Source organism: Sphingomonas sp. SORGH_AS_0789 (assembly GCF_031453055.1).
In the GTDB taxonomy this organism is placed as follows: domain Bacteria; phylum Pseudomonadota; class Alphaproteobacteria; order Sphingomonadales; family Sphingomonadaceae; genus Sphingomonas.
On the sequence record NZ_JAVIYV010000001.1, the window covers coordinates 3,490,594 to 3,508,257 of the forward strand.

At 67.0% G+C, this 17,664-nt stretch carries 15 protein-coding genes; 9 read left to right on the plus strand and 6 right to left on the minus strand.

Going from position 1 to position 17,664, the window contains the following annotated elements:
* Positions 1-11: 11 nt before the first annotated feature.
* The 4 genes from QE360_RS15835 to QE360_RS15850 all read right to left on the minus strand — a co-directional run bounded on the left by QE360_RS15835 (position 12) and on the right by QE360_RS15850 (position 4,960).
* The gene (locus tag QE360_RS15835; RefSeq protein ID WP_309703072.1) at positions 12-1,388 is read right to left on the minus strand and encodes an aminotransferase class III-fold pyridoxal phosphate-dependent enzyme; all 1,377 of its coding nucleotides are present in this window, start codon (positions 1,386-1,388) and stop codon (positions 12-14) included.
* 130 nt (positions 1,389-1,518) lie between these two features.
* The gene (locus QE360_RS15840) at positions 1,519-2,586 is read right to left on the minus strand and encodes a tartrate dehydrogenase (protein WP_309703074.1); all 1,068 of its coding nucleotides are present in this window, start codon (positions 2,584-2,586) and stop codon (positions 1,519-1,521) included.
* On the minus strand, positions 2,583-4,055 hold the full coding sequence (locus QE360_RS15845; protein WP_309703077.1) for an NAD-dependent succinate-semialdehyde dehydrogenase: 1,473 nt from the start codon (positions 4,053-4,055) through the stop codon (positions 2,583-2,585). Before QE360_RS15845 ends, QE360_RS15840 begins: the two co-directional genes overlap by 4 nt.
* Positions 4,049-4,960: a GNAT family N-acetyltransferase gene (locus tag QE360_RS15850; RefSeq protein ID WP_309703079.1), complete on the minus strand. Its 912-nt coding sequence runs from the start codon at positions 4,958-4,960 to the stop codon at positions 4,049-4,051. The genes QE360_RS15845 and QE360_RS15850 overlap by 7 nt, the downstream gene beginning before the upstream one ends.
* Before the next feature lie 332 nt (positions 4,961-5,292).
* Between QE360_RS15850 and QE360_RS15855 the strand changes: the two genes are divergently transcribed.
* The 5 genes from QE360_RS15855 to QE360_RS15875 are packed head-to-tail and all read left to right on the plus strand — an operon-like array spanning position 5,293 to position 11,633.
* Positions 5,293-6,573: an FAD-binding oxidoreductase gene (locus tag QE360_RS15855; RefSeq protein ID WP_309703080.1), complete on the plus strand. Its 1,281-nt coding sequence runs from the start codon at positions 5,293-5,295 to the stop codon at positions 6,571-6,573.
* Positions 6,570-8,096 (plus strand): ABC transporter substrate-binding protein, encoded by a 1,527-nt coding sequence (locus QE360_RS15860; RefSeq protein WP_309703081.1) that lies wholly within the window; start codon positions 6,570-6,572, stop codon positions 8,094-8,096. Before QE360_RS15855 ends, QE360_RS15860 begins: the two co-directional genes overlap by 4 nt.
* Entirely contained in the window at positions 8,093-9,052 is a 960-nt protein-coding gene (locus QE360_RS15865) for an ABC transporter permease (protein ID WP_309703082.1), read from the plus strand. Before QE360_RS15860 ends, QE360_RS15865 begins: the two co-directional genes overlap by 4 nt.
* Complete coding sequence (locus QE360_RS15870; RefSeq protein ID WP_309703084.1) at positions 9,049-9,846, plus strand: ABC transporter permease; 798 nt, start codon at positions 9,049-9,051, stop codon at positions 9,844-9,846. Before QE360_RS15865 ends, QE360_RS15870 begins: the two co-directional genes overlap by 4 nt.
* The gene (locus tag QE360_RS15875) at positions 9,843-11,633 is read left to right on the plus strand and encodes an ABC transporter ATP-binding protein (protein WP_309703086.1); all 1,791 of its coding nucleotides are present in this window, start codon (positions 9,843-9,845) and stop codon (positions 11,631-11,633) included. The genes QE360_RS15870 and QE360_RS15875 overlap by 4 nt, the downstream gene beginning before the upstream one ends.
* A 47-nt stretch (positions 11,634-11,680) precedes the next feature.
* Here QE360_RS15875 and QE360_RS15880 read toward each other — a convergent pair whose 3' ends face one another.
* On the minus strand, positions 11,681-12,379 hold the full coding sequence (locus QE360_RS15880; protein ID WP_309703088.1) for a cupin domain-containing protein: 699 nt from the start codon (positions 12,377-12,379) through the stop codon (positions 11,681-11,683).
* 2 nt (positions 12,380-12,381) lie between these two features.
* The gene (locus QE360_RS15885) at positions 12,382-13,044 is read right to left on the minus strand and encodes a haloacid dehalogenase type II (protein WP_309703090.1); all 663 of its coding nucleotides are present in this window, start codon (positions 13,042-13,044) and stop codon (positions 12,382-12,384) included.
* 336 nt (positions 13,045-13,380) lie between these two features.
* On the opposite strand from QE360_RS15885, the gene QE360_RS15890 reads away from it, so the two are divergent.
* The 4 genes from QE360_RS15890 to QE360_RS15905 are packed head-to-tail and all read left to right on the plus strand — an operon-like array spanning position 13,381 to position 17,571.
* Complete coding sequence (locus QE360_RS15890) at positions 13,381-14,808, plus strand: aldehyde dehydrogenase family protein (protein WP_309703092.1); 1,428 nt, start codon at positions 13,381-13,383, stop codon at positions 14,806-14,808.
* 19 nt (positions 14,809-14,827) lie between these two features.
* The gene (locus QE360_RS15895) at positions 14,828-14,959 is read left to right on the plus strand and encodes a hypothetical protein (RefSeq protein WP_309703094.1); all 132 of its coding nucleotides are present in this window, start codon (positions 14,828-14,830) and stop codon (positions 14,957-14,959) included.
* A 41-nt stretch (positions 14,960-15,000) separates the two neighbouring features.
* Positions 15,001-16,209 carry a heparan-alpha-glucosaminide N-acetyltransferase domain-containing protein gene (locus tag QE360_RS15900; RefSeq protein ID WP_309703096.1) on the plus strand — a complete coding sequence of 403 codons (1,209 nt, stop codon included), beginning with the start codon at positions 15,001-15,003 and terminating at the stop codon, positions 16,207-16,209.
* A 36-nt stretch (positions 16,210-16,245) separates the two neighbouring features.
* Positions 16,246-17,571 carry an FAD-binding oxidoreductase gene (locus tag QE360_RS15905; protein WP_309703098.1) on the plus strand — a complete coding sequence of 442 codons (1,326 nt, stop codon included), beginning with the start codon at positions 16,246-16,248 and terminating at the stop codon, positions 17,569-17,571.
* Positions 17,572-17,664: the final 93 nt, after the last annotated feature.

Consider the following 17,664-nt stretch of genomic DNA (forward strand, 5'->3'; position numbering starts at 1 on the left):
ACGAACCGCGATCATCGCAGCGCGGCCCGCACCTCCTGTTGCTCGGCGACATCATCCAACGTGCGCGTCAACCGCGCAAGCAAGGTCGCCATATCCGCCTCGTCGCAACTGATCGCGGGGGCAAGCCCGATCGTCCCGTCGGCAAAGGCGCGGAAGATGATGCCGTGGGCATAGCCTGCCCTCGCCAACCGGTCGGGCAAGCCCAGCGCCGGGTCGAAGCGCGTCTTGGCGGCCTTGTCGGCGACAAGCTCGATCCCCGCCAGCATCCCCACCTGTCGCACGTCGCCGACCAGCGGATGATCGGCGACCGCCGCCAGCCCGTCGGCCAGCTGCGGCGCGCGGGCAAGACCGTTGGCGATGATACCGCCTTCGTAAAGGTCGAGCACCGCCATCGCCACCGCCGCCGCGACCGGATGTCCCGAATAGGTGGCGCCATGCCCGATCGGCAGGTGGTTGTCGGGACCCTCGGCGATTCCGTCATAGACCTCCGCCGACATCAACACCGCGCCCATCGGCACGTAACCGGCGGTCAGCCCCTTCGCCAGCGTCATCAGGTCGGGCGACACGCCCTCATGCTCGCAGGCGAACATCGGCCCCGTCCGCCCGAAACCGGTAATGACCTCGTCGACGACCATCAGGATGCCGAGTTCGGTGCAGGCCGCCCGAATTGCGGCCAGCCACCCCTTGGGCGGTACGATCACGCCCGCCGAACCCTGCACCGGCTCGGCGAAGAAAGCCGCGACATTCTCCGCCCCAAGCTCGGCAACCTTGTCCTTCAGCGCAGCGACGCTGGCGGCGATCACCGCCGCCGGATCGTCGCCGGCGGCATGGCGATAGGGATAGGGCGCCGGAATGTGATGCTGCCAGCTGTGCGGCAGATCGAACAGGCGGTGGAAGGCTGGCAGGCCGGTGATGCCCGCGCCATTGGACGACGAACCGTGATAGCCCTTGTCGAGCGCAATGATATGCTTCTTCGTCGGGCGGCCCCTGGCGTTCCAATAGTGAACGATGAAGCGCAGCGCGGAGTCGACCGAGTCCGATCCCCCTTGCGTGAAGTAAACCCGGTCCAGTCCCTTGGGTGCCAGGCCCGCCAGCCGCTCGGCCAACCGGATCGCCGGTTCGCTGGCATAGGAAAAATAGCCGGTCGCATAGGGCAGGCGCCGCATCTGTTCGGCGGCCGCCTCGACCACGCTGTCGTGACCATAGCCGATATTGACGCACCATAGCCCGGCAAAGGCATCGAGCAGGCGATGCCCGTCGCTGTCGGTCAGGTACATGCCCTGCCCCTCGGTCAGCACGGTCGCGCCCCGCGCCTCATGCCCGCGCCATGACGTGACGGGATGAATGAGGTGGCGGCGATCCGCCTCGATCAGCGAATTGGAGAACATGACTGGCCTTATTGTCTTGAATGATGCCAGCTTAGGCGTCCGGTACGGCGGAAGGGTCCGCTCGCCCCATTCCCGGCATGGGAAGCTGCCGAGTTTTCCGACCCGGCGGCAGATTATGCCGCCGCCGTCCTCAACCGATCGCCGCCGCGATCGCCTTGCCGCATTGCACGGTGTCGGCCGATCCCTTCAGGTCGCGCGTGCGGCCGCCCTCGCTGGCCAGCACCGTCTCGATCGCGGTGACGATGGACGCCGCCGCAGCCGTCTCGCCGAGGTGATCGAGCATCATCGCCGCGCACCATATCTGGCCGACCGGATTGGCGATCCCCTGCCCGGCGATATCGGGCGCCGAGCCATGGACCGGCTCGAACAGCGACGGAACCGCGCGATCCGGATTGATGTTGCCGCATGGCGCTATGCCGATCGTGCCGGTGCAGGCCGGGCCCAGATCGGACAGGATGTCACCGAACAGATTGGAGGCGACGACCACGTCGAACCGGTCGGGATTCATCACGAACTGCGCGGCGAGGATGTCGATATGATATTTGTCGGTCCGTACCTCCGGGTATTTCTCCGCCATCTCCGCGACACGACTGTCCCACCAGGGCATGGTGATCGCGATACCGTTGGATTTGGTGGCGGAGGTCAAATGCCTGGCAGGCCGCTTCCGCGCCAGTTCGAACGCATATCGCAATATGCGGTCGGTGCCGATACGGGTCATGACCGTTTCCTGAAGCACCACCTCACGATCGGTACCGGGAAAAGCGGTGCCGCCGATCGCGGAATATTCGCCTTCGGTATTCTCACGCACGATCATCATGTCGATGTCGCCGGGCTTCCGCCCCGCCAACGGGCAAGGCACGCCCGGCATCAGCCGCGCCGGGCGCAGATTGACATATTGGTCGTACTCGCGCCGGAACTGGATCAGCGAATCCCACAACGAGATATGATCGGGCACGGTGTCGGGCCAGCCTACCGCGCCGAAGAAGATCGCATCGACATCGCCGATCCGCGCCTTCCAATCCTCGGGCATCATCCGACCGTGGCGGACATAATAGTCGCAACAGGCGAAATCATGCCATTGCTGCTCGACGGTGAAGCCATAGGCTGCCGCCGCCGCTTCCAGTGCGCGCACGCCCTCGGGGACGACTTCCTTGCCGATCCCGTCGCCGGGGATCACCGCGATCCGGTAATGTCTCACAGGCCCTTCAATCCCCCCCAATGGAACGCCTTGGTTTCCAGATATTCCTCGATCCCCTCGCGCCCCCCTTCCCGGCCGAGCCCGGAGGCCTTGATCCCGCCGAACGGCGCCATCTCCATCGCCAGCGCGCCCGTATTCAGCCCGACCATGCCGAACTCCAGCGCCTCTCCCACGCGCCAGGCTCGGTGCAGGTCGTCGGTGTAGAAATAGCTGGCCAAGCCGAACGGCGTCGCATTGGCGAGCGCGACCGCCTCTTCCTCGTCACGGAAGCGGAAGATCGGGGCGACCGGCCCGAACGTCTCTTCGGAGGCCAGCCGCATGCCCGGCGTCGCTTCGGTCAGCACCACCGGCCGCGCAAACCGCGCATCCCCGCTCACGCCGTCGGGGGCAGCGGCGATATGGGCGCCCTTGGCCAGCGCGTCGGCGACATGCTCGGCCACCTTGGTCGTGGCGGCGGCGTTGATCAGCGGACCAATGGTGACCCCCGCCCGCCGCCCATCCCCGACGCGCAGGGCACGCACCGCCTCACCCAGCTTTTCCACGAAACGATCGTGAATGCCGTCCTGCACGAACAAGCGGTTGGCGCAGACGCAGGTCTGTCCGGCGTTGCGGAACTTGGAGGCCATCGCCCCGGCCACCGCCGCATCGACATCGGCATCATCGAACACGATGAAGGGCGCGTTGCCGCCCAGTTCCAGGCTCAACCGCTTCAGCGTGTCCGCGGACTGCCGCATCAGCAGCGCCCCGACCCGCGTCGATCCCGTGAAGGACAGTTTGCGCACCACCGGCGAGGCGGTCAGCGCCGCGCCGATCGCCTGGGGCATGCCGGTGACGATGTTGACGACACCCGCCGGAATCCCCGCGCGTTCGGCCAGCTTGACCAGCGCCAGCGCGGTGAAGGGCGTGAGCTCGGACGGCTTGATGACGACGGTGCACCCCGCCGCGAGCGCGGGCGCGACCTTGCGGGTGATCATCGCGGCGGGAAAGTTCCAGGGGGTGATCGCTGCGCACACGCCCACCGGCTCGCGGGTCGTCAGGATGCGGCGGTCGGTGGTCGGCGCGGGGATCATGTGCCCCGCGATCCGCCGCCCCTCGCCCGCAAACCATTTGACGAAACTGGCGGCATAGCCGATTTCGCCCTTCGCCTCGGCCAGCGGCTTGCCCTGCTCGGCGGTCATGATCGCGGCCAGTGCATCAACATGGTCGAGGATCAGCCGGTGCCATGCCTCGAGCAGGGTCGCGCGATCGTCCGCCGTGCGGCGCCGCCATCCGGGCAACGCGGCGGCGGCGGCGGCGATCGCCGCCTCGGTCTCGGCCGTCCCCGCCGCCGGGATCGTCCCGATCGTCTCGCCGGTCGCCGGATCGGTCACCTCGAGCGTCGCGCCGTCGTTCGCGCCCGTCCAGGCTCCATCGATCAGCATCGTCTCGACCAGCAGGCCGGTCGTGCGCAGGTCCTGAGCGGTCAGCATAGCGCCTGGCTCACGATCGCAAAGGCGGTGCCGGGTGCGGTGCCTTGCGGCTCCCCGCCCCGTACCATCGTCACCACCCGGCCAACGCGGACCAGCCCCAGTTCCTCCAGCCACGCCCCAAGCCCGCTATCGCCCGGAATGTCCAGCCGGATGAATTCGCCGCTGCGCGATCCGATCCACTGGGCGATCAATGCCTTGGCGCGGGTCGCGTCGGGCGCGATCACCGGCCCGACAACATAGCCGCGTCCGAACCGGCGGAAAAGCGCCGCCCCGGTCACCGTATCGCCATGCGTCAGCACGACGCCGTGCGCCTTCTCGCGCAAGAGCGTCATGACCGACGGACGATCGAGGCCGGTCGCCGCGTGGACCAGTGAGTCGACGACCGCGCCGTCGCGCTCCCCCATCGGCCGGATACGCTCCCCCGGCTCCAGTGGAACCAGCGGGGCCTGAAACGCCGCCCCCTGATGCTGGAGGATTTCACCGACGCCGCGAAAGCCGAGCTTGCGATAGAGCGGCAGCCCATCCTCGGTCGCGTTCAGCATGATTGCCGCGTCGGGGCTCAGCGCGGCCGCAATCCGGTCGAGCACCGCGTCCATCACGATCCGGCCGAGGCCAGCCCCGCGATGACGGCGCGAGACGATCACCATGCCCAGCGTCGCGGTGACCGGACCGGCCCGCCACCACATCGTCGTGCCGATGATCTCGCCGTTCAGCTCCGCCACCGTGCCGGAGCCGACAGCCAGCATGTCGGCAAGATCCTCCGCCCGGTGCGGCCATTGTTCGGCCTTGGCCAGCAGGTGCAGCGCGGCGACATCCTGCGGGGTCATGGCGCGAAGCCGCATCGTGCGATGCTCGACCTCGGCAGGGGGCAATTCGGCGCTTGTTGGCATGGTTTTGCGTTCCATCGAAATCCTCTCCCATTCTTTTATCGCAACCATGATGCAGGAGGTGCGTCGCTCACCGCCTTCCGAAGCATTTCACGTGTGATTTGGATGCCTGCACGGAATATCCTGCCGCATCGGGTATCACACCCCCATATCGCTGGCCGCGGCACCTCTGGCGGCGGTTTCCCGTTGAGAAGGGTGCGGTATGCTGTGCGGTCCCGATGGGTCGGATCGGCACATAAGACCGGCCGACGACGCAACTAAAGTGATACCATGCCGACGCAGCGTAGCAGACTATGCCGCGTCGGAGCTGCGTCGGGCGGCCCGGCACCGGGGGGACGCGAAACCGCACGATGATGCTGGAATCCTATTGGTTGGATAGCGGCGAACGCTTTGCGCAGGATGGGGTGCCACCGCTCCCCGCCCGGGCGACGGTCGTGGTCGTCGGAGGCGGGTTCACCGGCCTTTCGGCCGCCCGCCAACTGGCGATGGCAGGGACGCAGGTGATCCTGATCGAGGCAGGGCGTATCGCGAGCGAAGCATCGGGCCGCAATGGCGGCCAGTGCAACAACGGCATTGCGGGCGACTTCGCCGCGCTCAGCGCGCGCTTCGGGCGTCAGCGCGCCACCGACCTCTATCGCGCCTTCGACGCCGGGGTCGACCGGGTGGAGGCGATCGTGAAGGCGGAAGCCATTGCCTGCGACTTCACCCGCAACGGCAAGCTGAAACTGGCCGACAAGCCCGACCATGCCGTCAAGCTCGCCCGCTCCGCCGAGCTGCTGGCGCAGACGGTAGAGCCGGACATCCGCCTGCTCGACCGCAACCAGCTGGCCGGGGAAATCCGCTCCGATGCCTTCCATGGCGGGCTGGTCTTCCCGCGCAGCGCCTCCCTCCATATGGGCCGCTTCGCCGCGGGACTGGCGCGCGCCGCGACCCGCCACGGTGCCAGGCTATATGAGAATACGCCGCTGACCGAGCTGTCGCGGGTGCCGGGTGGACGGCACAAGCTGGTCACGCCGCGCGGTACGATCATTGCGGATGACGTCCTGCTGGCGACGGGCGCATCGATGACCGGGCCGTTCCGCTGGCTGCGGCGGCGGATCGTGCCGATCGGCAGCTTCATCGTCGCAACCGATCCGCTCGGGGATCTGGCCGACACGATCATGCCGGGGCGGCGCAATGGGACGACGACACGCAACATCGGCAATTATTTCCGCCTGACCGCCGACAACCGGCTGATCTTCGGCGGCCGCGCCCGCTTCGCGCTCTCGACCCCGCGCAACGACCTGCGCAGCGGAGCGATCCTCGCGGCGCGGATGCGCGAGATCTTTCCGGGATTGGCGGGGGTCCGCATCGCCCATAATTGGGGCGGGATCGTCGACCTGACCGCCGACCGCCTGCCGCGCGCCGGAGTTCGGGACGGGGTGCATTATGCGATGGGCTATAGCGGCCATGGCACGCAGATTTCGGTGCTGATGGGCGAGGTGATGGCGCGGATCATGACCGGGGCCAGCCCCGCCGAGGCCAATCCCTTCCACGGCATCGACTGGCCAGCCGTCCCGGGGCATTTCGGACCGCCCTGGTTCCTTCCGCTGGTCGGGGCCTATTACCGGTATCAGGACTGGCGGCATTGATCGGGCGGCGCGACGCAATCCGCCTGATCGGCGGCAGCGGCCTGTCGCTGGGCCTGGGCGCATGTGGCTTTACGCCCGCGCGTCCCGAACCAGCGGGCGGGCGATTGCGGGTGGCGGTCGCGGTCAGTTCGACCGCCGACACGATGGACCCGGCGCGCCAGACGGTGGTGTCCGACTTCTGCCGCTGCGCGATGGTCTATGACGGGCTGACCCGGCTGGACGCACGGTCCCGTCCCCAATTCGCGCTGGCCGAGGCGATAGAGAGCCAGGATTCGCGCGACTGGTCGATCCGGTTGCGGCGTGGCGTGCGTTTCCACGACGGATCGCCACTCACCGCCGCGGATGTCGTCTACTCGCTGAACCGCCATCTCGACCCGGCGGTGGGGTCGAAGGCGCGAATCTTTGCCCAGCAATTCGCATCGGTCCGTGCCGATGGGCCGGATCATGTCCGCCTTGTCCTGGAAAGCGCCAATTCCGACCTGCCGACGATCCTGGGCATATCGCAATTCCAGATCGTCCGCGACGGTACCCGCGACTTCCGCCATCCGGTCGGCACCGGACCGATGCGCATGGTCGAGTTCGCACCCGGCGTGCGCTCGCTCGCGGTGCGCTGGCCCGACTATTGGCGGCGCAAGGTGCGGCTGGGCGAGATCGAACTCTTCTCCATTTCGGACGACAGCGCGCGGATCAATGCGCTGCTGTCAGGCGACGTCGACCTGATCCACGCGATCAATCCGCGTATCGCCCATCATCTGGAGCATGCGGGCTTCGACCTGCTGGTGACCAGGTCCGGCGGCTATACCAACCTGATCGCCCGGCTGGACCGGGGGCCGACCAGCCATCCGGATTTTGTGGCAGGCCTGAAGCTGCTGCTGGACCGCGAGACGATGCGCAATGCCATTTTCCGCGGCTATGCGACGATCGGCAACGATCAGCCGATCGCGCCGACCAATCCCTATTTCGACCCCAGCGTGCCGCAGCGCGCCTTCGACCCGGACCGGGCCCGCCATCATTTCGCGCGAGCCGGGATGATCGGCGCACGCCTGCCCATCGTCACCTCGACGGCGGCGGACAAGTCGGACGACATGGCCGTGCTGATCCAGAATGCCGGGCGACGCGCAGGGGTCCGGTTCGATATCCGGCGCGTGCCATCCGATGGTTACTGGACGAACAGCTGGATGAAGGTCCCGTTGGGCTTCGGCAACGTCAACGCCCGCCCGACGGCGGATATCATCTTCACCCAGTTCTTTGCCTCCGACGCGCCGTGGAACGAGAGCGGGTGGAAGAACACGCGTTTCGACAGCCTGCTTCGGGCCGCGCGCGGCGAGACGGACGAGGCGCGCCGCAAGTCGCTCTATGGCGAGATGCAGCATCTGGTCCATGACCAGGCGGGCATCGGCATTCCGCTGTTCCTCAGCTCGCTCGATGCACACAACCCGAGGGTGAAGGGCCTGCGACCCATGCCGCAGGGGGGATTGATGGGTTTCGACTTTGCCGCCGACGCATGGATGGAGGGCGCATGATCCACTCTCCCCTCATGGTGCTGATCGGCCGCCGGGTGGCTGCGGCGCTGGCGACGCTGATATTCGTGTCGCTGGCGGTGTTCGCCATCGCGCAGCTGATGGAGGGCGATGTGGCCGAGGCGATACTGGGCCAGAGCGCTACGCCCGAGGCGCTGGCGGGCCTGCGCCAGGCCATGCATCTCGACCAGCGCGCCTGGCGACGATATCTGGAATGGGCGGGCGGCGTATTGACCGGCGACCTGGGCCATTCCCTGATCACCGGCCTGCCGATGCGCGAGATGATCGGGGCGCGATTGGTCAATTCGCTGACGCTGGCCGGGCTGACCGCACTGGTGTCGGTACCGCTGGCCCTGGCGCTGGGCATCATGGCTGCGGTCAGGCGGGGTACCGCATTCGACCGGGCTATCAGTATCGCGACGATCGGCATCGTGTCCGTACCGGAATTCCTGATCGCGACGCTGGCGGTCATGCTTTTCGCGGTAACGCTGCGCTGGCTCCCCGCCCTGACCTCCACTCGCGACGTTCATTCGATCTGGGACTTGGTCCGGGTCTTCGCGCTGCCGGTATTCAGCCTTGCCTGTTTCGTCATGGCGCAGATGGTCCGCATGACCCGCGCGGCGGTGATCGACGCGCTCGACACGTCCTATTGCGAGGCGGCGCGGCTGAAGGGCTGCTCACCGGCCCGCGTGGTACTGCGCCATGCCTTGCCCAATGCCATCGGGCCGATCGCCAATGCGATCGCGCTCAGCCTGTCGACCTTGCTGGGGGGCGTCATCGTGGTCGAGATCATCTTCAACTATCCCGGCATCGCGCGACTGATGGTCGATGCGGTCGCCACCCGCGACCTGCCGCTGGTCCAGGCGGTCGCCATCATCTTCTGCACCGCCTATCTGATCCTGGTGACGACCGCCGATGTGGTCACGATCCTGGCCAATCCCCGGCTGCGTCACCGATGAGGAGGTTCACGACCAGCGGCCGGATCGGCCTGGCCCTCGTATCGGCATGGATCCTCGTCGCGCTGCTCGGCCCCGGCATCGCGCCCCATGGCGTGGGCGAGGTCGTGCATCTCGACGTGTTCGACGGGGTCAGCCGCCGCTTCCCGCTGGGCACCGACTATCTGGGTCGCGATATGCTCAGCCGGGTGCTGTACGGCGCGCGATATACCGTCCTCATCGCTTTTGTCGCGACGACTATAGCAGCGATGTCGGGCATCCTGCTCGGCCTGGCCGCCGCGGCTGGCGGTTGGATCGACATGGCCCTGTCGCGAACCTTCGACATCATTATCGCCATCCCCAGCCTGATGCTGGCGCTGGTGGTGATCGCGGCGACGGGCGCTTCGATACCCGTGCTGATCGGCACGCTGGCGATCATCTATACCCCCGGTGCCTTCCGCACCGCCCGCGCGCTGGCGGTGGGCGTCATGGCGCTGGATTTCGTCGCCGCCGCCCGCGCCCGCGGCGAACGTCTGCCCTATATCGTCGTGCGGGAGGTGCTGCCCAACGTCACCGGCCCCCTCGCCGCCGATTTTGGCCTGCGCTTCGTGTTCATCGTCCTGCTGCTCAGTGGCCTGTCCTTTCTGGGCCTGGGTGTCCAGCCGCCCCAGGCGGACCTGGGCGCGCTGGTTCGCGAGAATATCGCCGGGCTGGGCTTCGGCGCGCCCGCCGTGCTGTTCCCGGCGGTGGCGATCGCTTCCCTTACGATAGGAATGAACCTGGTGATCGACTCCCTTCCCGGACGGCGGCGGCGATGACCGACGTGCCGCTTGCCCGCATCGACCATCTGCGCATCACCGCCGTCGGCGAAGACGGACGCGAGATCGTGATCGTACCCGATGTCAGCCTGTCGATCACGAAGGGCGAGGTGCTGGCCCTGATCGGGGAGTCGGGGTCGGGCAAGACGACCATCGCCCTGTCGCTGCTCGGCTATGCGCGTCCCGGCTGCCGGATCGCGGGCGGCGTGATCGAGGTGGCTGGCCACCGGCTCGATGGCGCAACGCCCGAACAGCTGCGTCAGGTGCGTGGCCGCACCGTCGCCTATGTGGCACAGAGCGCCGCCGCCGCATTCAACCCGTCGCTAACCATCATGGCGCAGGTGATCGAGCCCGCGCTGATCCACGGTACGCTCGACCGCGCCGCCGCCGAGGAAAAGGCCAAGGCTCTGTTTCGCCGCCTGGCGCTCCCCGACCCCGATGGCGTCGGCGCACGCTATCCGCATCAGGTATCGGGCGGGCAGCTCCAGCGGCTGATGGCGGCGATGGCGCTGATCACCGACCCTGCCCTCGTCATCTTCGACGAACCGACCACCGCGCTCGACGTCACGACCCAGATCGAGGTGCTGAAGGCGTTCAAGGACGCGGTGCGAGATCTGGGAACCACCGCCGTCTATGTCACCCATGACCTTTCGGTCGTCGCCCAGATCGCCGACCGCATCGCGGTACTGCGCGGCGGCGAGGTGCAGGAACTGGGAACGACCCGGCAGATCCTGTTCGCCCCGCGCCACAGCTATGCGCAGGCCCTGGTCGCGGCCGCCGCGCCCCGAGCCCGCATCGTCCCGCCACCGACCGACGAAGCGCCGCTGCTCGATATGTGGGGGATCGTCGCGGGTTATGGGGGGACGGGGCCGGACGGCGCGCCTCGGACCAAAATCCTCGACGGGATCGATGTCTCGATCCGGCGTGGCCAGGTGCTGGGCGTCATCGGCGAATCCGGCTGTGGCAAGAGCACACTCGCGCGGGTGGCGGCAGGGCTGCACGCGCCCTCGGCGGGCCGCATCCTGCTGAACGGCCATCCTCTCGCACCGCTGGTCCGGCACCGGTCGCGCGACGAGCTTCGCCGGGTGCAGATGGTTTTCCAGAGCGCCGACACCGCACTCAACCCATCGGTCAGCATCGGTGCTGCCATTGCCCGGCCGCTCGCCTTCTATCATGGGCTGGACCGACGATCGGCCAAGGCGGAGGTGGCGCGACTGCTCGACCTTGTCCGCCTGCCCGCGTCGCTCGCCGACCGGTTGCCCGGCGAACTGTCGGGTGGGCAGAAGCAGCGGGCCAATCTCGCCCGCGCGCTGGCGGCACGCCCCGACCTGCTACTGTGCGACGAAGTGACCTCGGCGCTCGACCCGGTCATCGCGGAAGCCGTGCTCGACCTGCTTGTCGAGCTGCGCCGCGAACTCGGGCTCGCCTATATGTTCATCACCCACGATCTCGAGATCGTGCGGGCGATCGCCGATGACGTGCTGGTCCTCTATGCCGGTCGTGTCGCCGAGCAGGTGACGCGCGATGGCCTGGGTCACGGGCCCCACCATCCCTATACGCGGTTGCTGACCGCTTCGGTCCCCGAATTGCGGCCGGGCTGGCTGGAGGAGACACCGGCCCGACAAGCCGGGGCGGCGGGCGCGCGGATGTCGGCAACCGGATGCAGCTTCCACCCGCGCTGCATCCGCGCGAATGCCTCCTGCGTCGATACGATGCCGCCGCGCCTGCTGGAGGGGGATCGGCAGATATTCTGCCACCAGTCGCTCGACCTTCTCGCGACGCCCTGAGCGGGCAAGCGGGGCGATACCGTCTTCGGCATCGCCCCGGAAAGCGATCAGGCGACCATCGGCCGCCAGATTGCATAGACCTTTTTCACATGCTCCCGGCTGTCCCACAGACATTGCGCAGCATGTTCCAGCAGGAAGATGTCGCCCTTGGTGAAGGTGCGGCTGGTCCCCGTCTCGTCCTCGAACGTCACGCTCCCTTCAAGCAGGTGCATCAGCTCGTGATGGCGATAGCGCATCGCGGTGCGGTGATAGGGCGTCGAGTCCCAGGTGCCGCAGACGAATACGCCATCGCTCGACCGATAATCGGTATGGTTGCGGCACGACGGCGTCGGCCCGACCAGCAGCTCGGCGAGCGGCGGATTGGAAGGCGTCAGCTCGGCGCTCTCGTCGATCGGCACGATGCGGTCGGCGGCGGGCGTGTCGGTCGCATAGCGCATCGCAAGCGCGCGCGTGCCGGGCGCCGCTTCCCAGTCAAAGGCCACGCCGCTGGGAATCACCGCACAGCCATCCGCCTCCAGCACCACCGGCCCCAACCGTATCGAACCCGCCAGCACGATGACGAACTCGTCGCCGGGCAGGCCCGCCTCCGACCCCGCCCCGCCATCGAGGGCGAGCAGGTCGAGCTGGCACGGCCCCTCGACCAGCGGCAGCGCGGTGCGTGCGGTGCGATAGTCCCCCGTGGCGGGCGCTTCGGCCGATGCGGCAAAGGCGCGCAGATCTATGAACGACCGGACATCGGTCGCCACGCTCACAGCCCCACCAGTCCCGGCAGGCCCGCGATGCTCGGAATCTCGTGCACCTGATAATAGCTGTTCAGCGGTTCGTGCCCGCGATTGACGAAGGCCTTGTTCGTAATACCCATGTCATAGGCGGTCATCAGGTCGTACCGGAAGCTGGAGGAAACGTGCAGCACATCCTCCGGCCCGCAGCCCAGTTGATCGAACATATACTCGAACGCCTGCATCCGGGGTTTGTAGGCCTGGGCCTCCTCGGCGGTATAGACCGCGTGGAACGGCGCCTCAAGGTTGCGGACGTTCTGCGGGATGAGATCGACCATCGAGTTGGACAGGATGACCAGCGGATATTCCGCCGCGACGCGCTTCAGCGGCTCGACCACGTCCGGGTGCGGCCCCCAGGTCGGGACGGCGGCATAGACGTCGGCCGTGTCGCTATCGCGATATTCGATGCCCCACTTCGCGCAGGTGCGGCGCAGCGATCCTTCCACGACGTCGCGATAGGGCTTCCACGCACCCAGCACCTCGTCGAGGCGATAGGCGGAAAAGTCGTCGCAGAACCGGCCCATATCGGCCGCCGCGATCCGATCAGCGTAGAGGCGCCGCGCGATCGGAGCCATCTCGAAATAGATCAGCGTGCCATAACAATCGAAGGTGATATATTTTGGACGAAGCATGGTCGGCCCCCTTTGCTGATGTGAATTGCCGAACACGGTGATAGCGGCCGGCGTGCGGCAGAATCGCTCGTTGCAGCCGCGCCGATGCGGCACGACAAGCAACCTTGATAACGTCACAGCATAATATGCTGCGCATTTCCGGTGGCGGATAGCCTGCTGGCGCGCATCCCACGGGGTAAATCGCTGCTCGTGGCGGACGGACACTGCGGGAATGCCGTTTGCCCCCCGATTTTCGGAAGCGTCTGCCGACCGGTCGCCGCTACACTCCGGTCAGACCTTATCGCGTCGGGAGCGCCTGCGCTCAGGGAAACGCGGTAGGGCCGGGACGGGTGGGACATGACGAACGACAGAGCGGGACAATTCTATCTCGATGGCGCATGGTGCGAGCCGGCGACGCCCGCACCCGCAATTCCCGTCACCGACCCGGCGACCGAGAGCCTGATCGGCACCATCGCAGCAGGGTCTGCCGCCGATGTCGACCGGGCGGTCGCCGCCGCCGCCCGCGCCTTTCCTGCATTTGCGGTCAGTCCGGTCGCGGAACGCATCGCCCTGCTTGGCCGGATCGCGGCTCTGCTGGAAGAACGCGCCGAGACCTTTGCCCAGGCGATTGCGACCGAAATGGGGGCCGCCATCGGATTTGCCCGCGCGTCGCATGTGCCCTTCGCCATCGCGCATGTCCGCGCTCAGATGGAGGTACTGGCGGACTATCGCTTCGAGCGGCCAGCGGCGGGTTTCACCTTGTGCAAGGAAGCGATCGGCGTCTGCGCGCTCATCACGCCTTGGAACTGGCCGCTCTACCAGATTACGGCCAAGGTCGCGCCCGCTATCGCCGCCGGATGTACGGTCGTCCTGAAGCCCAGCGAATTATCACCCTATAGCGCGCTGTTGTTTGCAGACGTGATGCATGATGCAGGTACGCCTGCGGGTGTTTTCAATCTGATCGGTGGAACCGGTGAGGCCGTTGGCGCGGCACTGGCGGCGCATCCCGACGTTGCGATGATATCGATCACCGGCTCGACCCGCGCGGGGGTGCTGGTCGCACAGGCGGCGGCGGTAAGCGTGAAGCGCGTCGTGCAGGAATTGGGTGGCAAGTCACCCAATATCCTGCTGCCCGACGCCGACTTCGCGCAGGCCGTTCCGCGTGGCGTGATGGCCGGAATGCGTAATGTCGGCCAGTCGTGCAGCGCGCCGACCAGAATGTTGGTCCCCGCCGCGCGGCTGGCCGAGGTCGAGCTTCTGGCGGCGAGTGCGGCCGCCGAATGGCGCGTAGGCCCGCCCGATGACACGGCGACGACCATGGGCCCCATCGCCAATGCCGCGCAATACGCCCGTGTGCTGGACATGATCGCGGCCGGCCAGGCGGACGGCGCGCGGTTGATCGCGGGTGGCCCCGGCCGCCCCGCCGGGCTCGACCGGGGTTTCTACGTGCAGCCGACGATCTTCTCGGGCGTCACCCGCGACATGCGCATCGCCCGCGAGGAGATTTTCGGCCCGGTGCTGTGCATCATGCCTTACGAAAGTGAGGATGAGGCGGTGGCGATCGCCAACGACACGGTTTACGGCTTGGGAGCGCATGTCCAGTCGACCGACCCGGTCCGCGCCAGGGCCATCGCTCGGCGCATCCGATCCGGACAGGTCCATATCAACTACCCCGCCTGGACCGCGCATGCGCCCTTTGGCGGCTACAAACAGTCGGGCAACGGCCGCGAATATGGGGTGCATGGCTTCGAGGAATATCTCGAAACCAAGGCGATCCTGGCCTGAGCGCGGCATGGAAACCAGGATGATCCTGGCCGACGCGCCCACACCGGTTCCGCCACCCGTCACCGAGACGCTGGCCACTGTGGAGACGCCGTGCCCGTTTCCGAACTGCATCACGGCCATTTGGTCGAAATCGACGCCGTCGCGCTGCTGACGCGCGACTGAGTTTTCCCTTCTCCTGTGGAGAGCATCACCATGGCAAGCATCACGACAGCGGGCCTTGCACCCGATGGGACCGTGTCCCGGCCCCAGTCTTTCAACAGCCTAGCGCGGACGGGCGCGCGATTGGTCGGCATCGACGCGCTGCGCGGTTTCGTCATGGTGCTGATGCTGCTCGACCATGTCCGCGAGGCGTTCCTGCTATGGGTGCCGATCGGCGACCCGGTCGACGCGCTGACCGTCGCGCCCGCATCCTTCTTCAGCCGCATGACCAGCACCCTGTGCGCGCCGATCTTCGTCGCGCTGACCGGACTGGGTGCCTATCTCTATGGCCGGAAGCACAGCCGTGCAGAGACGAGCGCATTCCTGTTCAAGCGCGGTGCGTTGCTCGTCCTGCTCGAACTGACCGTCGTCAATTTCGTTTGGCGTGCCGAATTTCCGCCGACGATCCTGTATCTTCAGGTCATTTGGGCGATCGGGTTGAGCATGATCGTGCTCTCGCTGCTGATCCGCCTGCCGCACGCCGCCATCGTCGCGATTGGATTGGCCATCGTCGCCGGACATAATCTGCTGAGCCCGATCACCGTGCCCGAGGGGAGCATGTTCCACACCGTCTGGGCGTTTCTGCACGATCGCGGGACGGTGAGCTTCGGCGGCCTCCCGGTTCGGTTCAGCTATCCGCTGCTGCCGTGGATCGGCGTGATCTGCCTGGGCTGGGGGATCGGACCGTGGTTCGTCGGTCCCGACGCCCTGGCACGGCAGCGGCGGCTGGCGCAGACCGGCGTGCTGATGCTGGTCGGGTTCGTCGCGTTGCGGGCGCTCAACATCTATGGCGACGCCCCCTGGTTCGTGGTGTCCGGCTCGCCGATCCGCACCGTCATGAGCTTCCTGGCGCTGACCAAATATCCGCCCTCGCTGCTGTACGTGATGGCGACGCTGGGCGTCGGGTCGCTTCTGCTGGCGCTGTTCGACCGGGTGGACGACACGCGGGTGATCGGCTGGCTGGCGGTGTTCGGTGGTGCGCCCATGTTCTTCTATCTCCTCCACCTGTATGTCCTGCGCATGATGTACCTGGGCGCGGTCGCGATCTGGGGCATCAATCACGAAACGGTCTTCGGCTTTCCGTCTATCCCGTGGATCTGGCTGATGTGGATCGCGCTGATCGTGCCGCTCTACTTCCCGACGCGCTGGTTCTCGAACCTGAAGAAGCGCCGCAAGGACCTTGTTTGGCTGAAATATTTCTAAGCCAGCCCCCTTCCCCGGACCCGTTGGAGCCCCGGAATGCCCGCACCGTTGACCCTTGTAGATTCAAGCCCCGCCCTGCCCGACATGGCCGATGTCGTCGTGATCGGCGGCGGTATCGTCGGCTGCTTCACCGCCTATTATCTGGCAAAGCGCGGAATGAAGGTCGCGCTGGTCGAAAAGGGCCGCGTCGGTGGCGAGCAATCAAGCCGCAACTGGGGCTGGTGCCGCCAGCAGAACCGCGATGCGCGCGAACTGCCTATGGCAACCAAGTCGCTCGACCTGTGGGAACAATTCGCGGCCGACACCGGCGAGGCAACCGGGTTCAGCCGTTGTGGGTTGCTCTATCTCAGCGACAATGAAGCCGAGATCGAGGGCTGGGCACGCTGGCGCGATTTCGCCCGGACGGCGGGAGTCACCACCCATATGCTCTCGTCGGCCGAGGCCAGCGAGCGCGGGCGGTTCAGCAACAAGCCGTGGAAGGGTGGCGTCTTCTCCCCGACCGACGGCACCGCCGATCCGTCGCGGACCGCGCCCGCCGCCGCCCGCGCGCTGATGGCGCTGGGTGGAACGGTGCATCAGAATTGCGCGGTGCGTGGGCTGGAAACCGAAGGCGGGCGCCTTTCCGCCGTGGTCACCGAACGGGGTACGATCCGCACCCGCATCGCGGTGCTTTCGGCGGGCGCCTGGGCTTCGTCCTTCTGCAATCAATATGGCATCCGCTTTCCGCAGGCCACGATCCGCCAGACGGTCATGGCGGTCGGGCCGGGCGATGACATCTTCCCGGCCGCGATGCACAGCGAGTATATCTCCATGACCCGGCGCGGCGATGGCGGCTATACGCTGTCGATCAGTGGCAGCGGCAAGGTCGATCCTACCCCGCAATTCCTGCGCTTTTCGACCCAGTTCCTGCCGATGTTCCTGCGTCGCTGGCGCAAGCTGTCGCCCGGCGGGTTGGAGGGCGTACGGTCGGGCCATGAGCGGCTCGTGCGCTGGCGGCTCGACCGGCCGACACCGATGGAGGCGACGCGGATCCTCGATCCCAAGCCCGACCGCGCGGCCGTCGCGCGCACCCATGCCCGCGCGCTCGCGCTGATGCCGCGCCTGTCGGAACGCGTCGTGACCGGGGCCTGGGCGGGCTATGTCGACAGCACCCCAGACGGCGTGCCCGGCATCGGCGAAGTAGACGAACTGCCCGGCCTGATCCTGGCGGCGGGCTTTAGCGGGCATGGCTTCGGCATCGGGCCTGGGGCTGGCCATCTGATCGCCGATATCGTCAGCGGCGCCGCACCCATCGTCGACCCCAAACCCTATCATCCAAACCGCTTTCGCGACTCCGCCTGGGGCAAGGTCGCGGAATTCTAGGGCCGATCGACATTCATCGATGCCTTTCCTTCCCTCGCCCCTCGCAGAGGGGAGAGGGTTGCGCAGACTTGGTCTTTGCGAAAGCAAAGGCTT

Bases quoted from the DNA above. Each gene is read 5' to 3' on its own strand.
- QE360_RS15895 (WP_309703094.1), top strand. From the start codon at position 14,828: ATGATCCTGGCCGACGCGCCCACACCGGTTCCGCCACCCGTCACCGAG.
- QE360_RS15865 (WP_309703082.1), top strand. From the start codon at position 8,093: ATGATCCACTCTCCCCTCATGGTGCTGATCGGCCGCCGGGTGGCTGCG.
- QE360_RS15905 (WP_309703098.1), top strand. From the start codon at position 16,246: ATGCCCGCACCGTTGACCCTTGTAGATTCAAGCCCCGCCCTGCCCGAC.
- QE360_RS15900 (WP_309703096.1), top strand. From the start codon at position 15,001: ATGGCAAGCATCACGACAGCGGGCCTTGCACCCGATGGGACCGTGTCC.
- QE360_RS15855 (WP_309703080.1), top strand. From the start codon at position 5,293: ATGATGCTGGAATCCTATTGGTTGGATAGCGGCGAACGCTTTGCGCAG.
- QE360_RS15885 (WP_309703090.1), bottom strand. From the start codon at position 13,044: ATGCTTCGTCCAAAATATATCACCTTCGATTGTTATGGCACGCTGATC.
- QE360_RS15870 (WP_309703084.1), top strand. From the start codon at position 9,049: ATGAGGAGGTTCACGACCAGCGGCCGGATCGGCCTGGCCCTCGTATCG.
- QE360_RS15890 (WP_309703092.1), top strand. From the start codon at position 13,381: ATGACGAACGACAGAGCGGGACAATTCTATCTCGATGGCGCATGGTGC.
- QE360_RS15845 (WP_309703077.1), bottom strand. From the start codon at position 4,055: ATGCTGACCGCTCAGGACCTGCGCACGACCGGCCTGCTGGTCGAGACG.
- QE360_RS15850 (WP_309703079.1), bottom strand. From the start codon at position 4,960: ATGGAACGCAAAACCATGCCAACAAGCGCCGAATTGCCCCCTGCCGAG.
- QE360_RS15875 (WP_309703086.1), top strand. From the start codon at position 9,843: ATGACCGACGTGCCGCTTGCCCGCATCGACCATCTGCGCATCACCGCC.
- QE360_RS15835 (WP_309703072.1), bottom strand. From the start codon at position 1,388: ATGTTCTCCAATTCGCTGATCGAGGCGGATCGCCGCCACCTCATTCAT.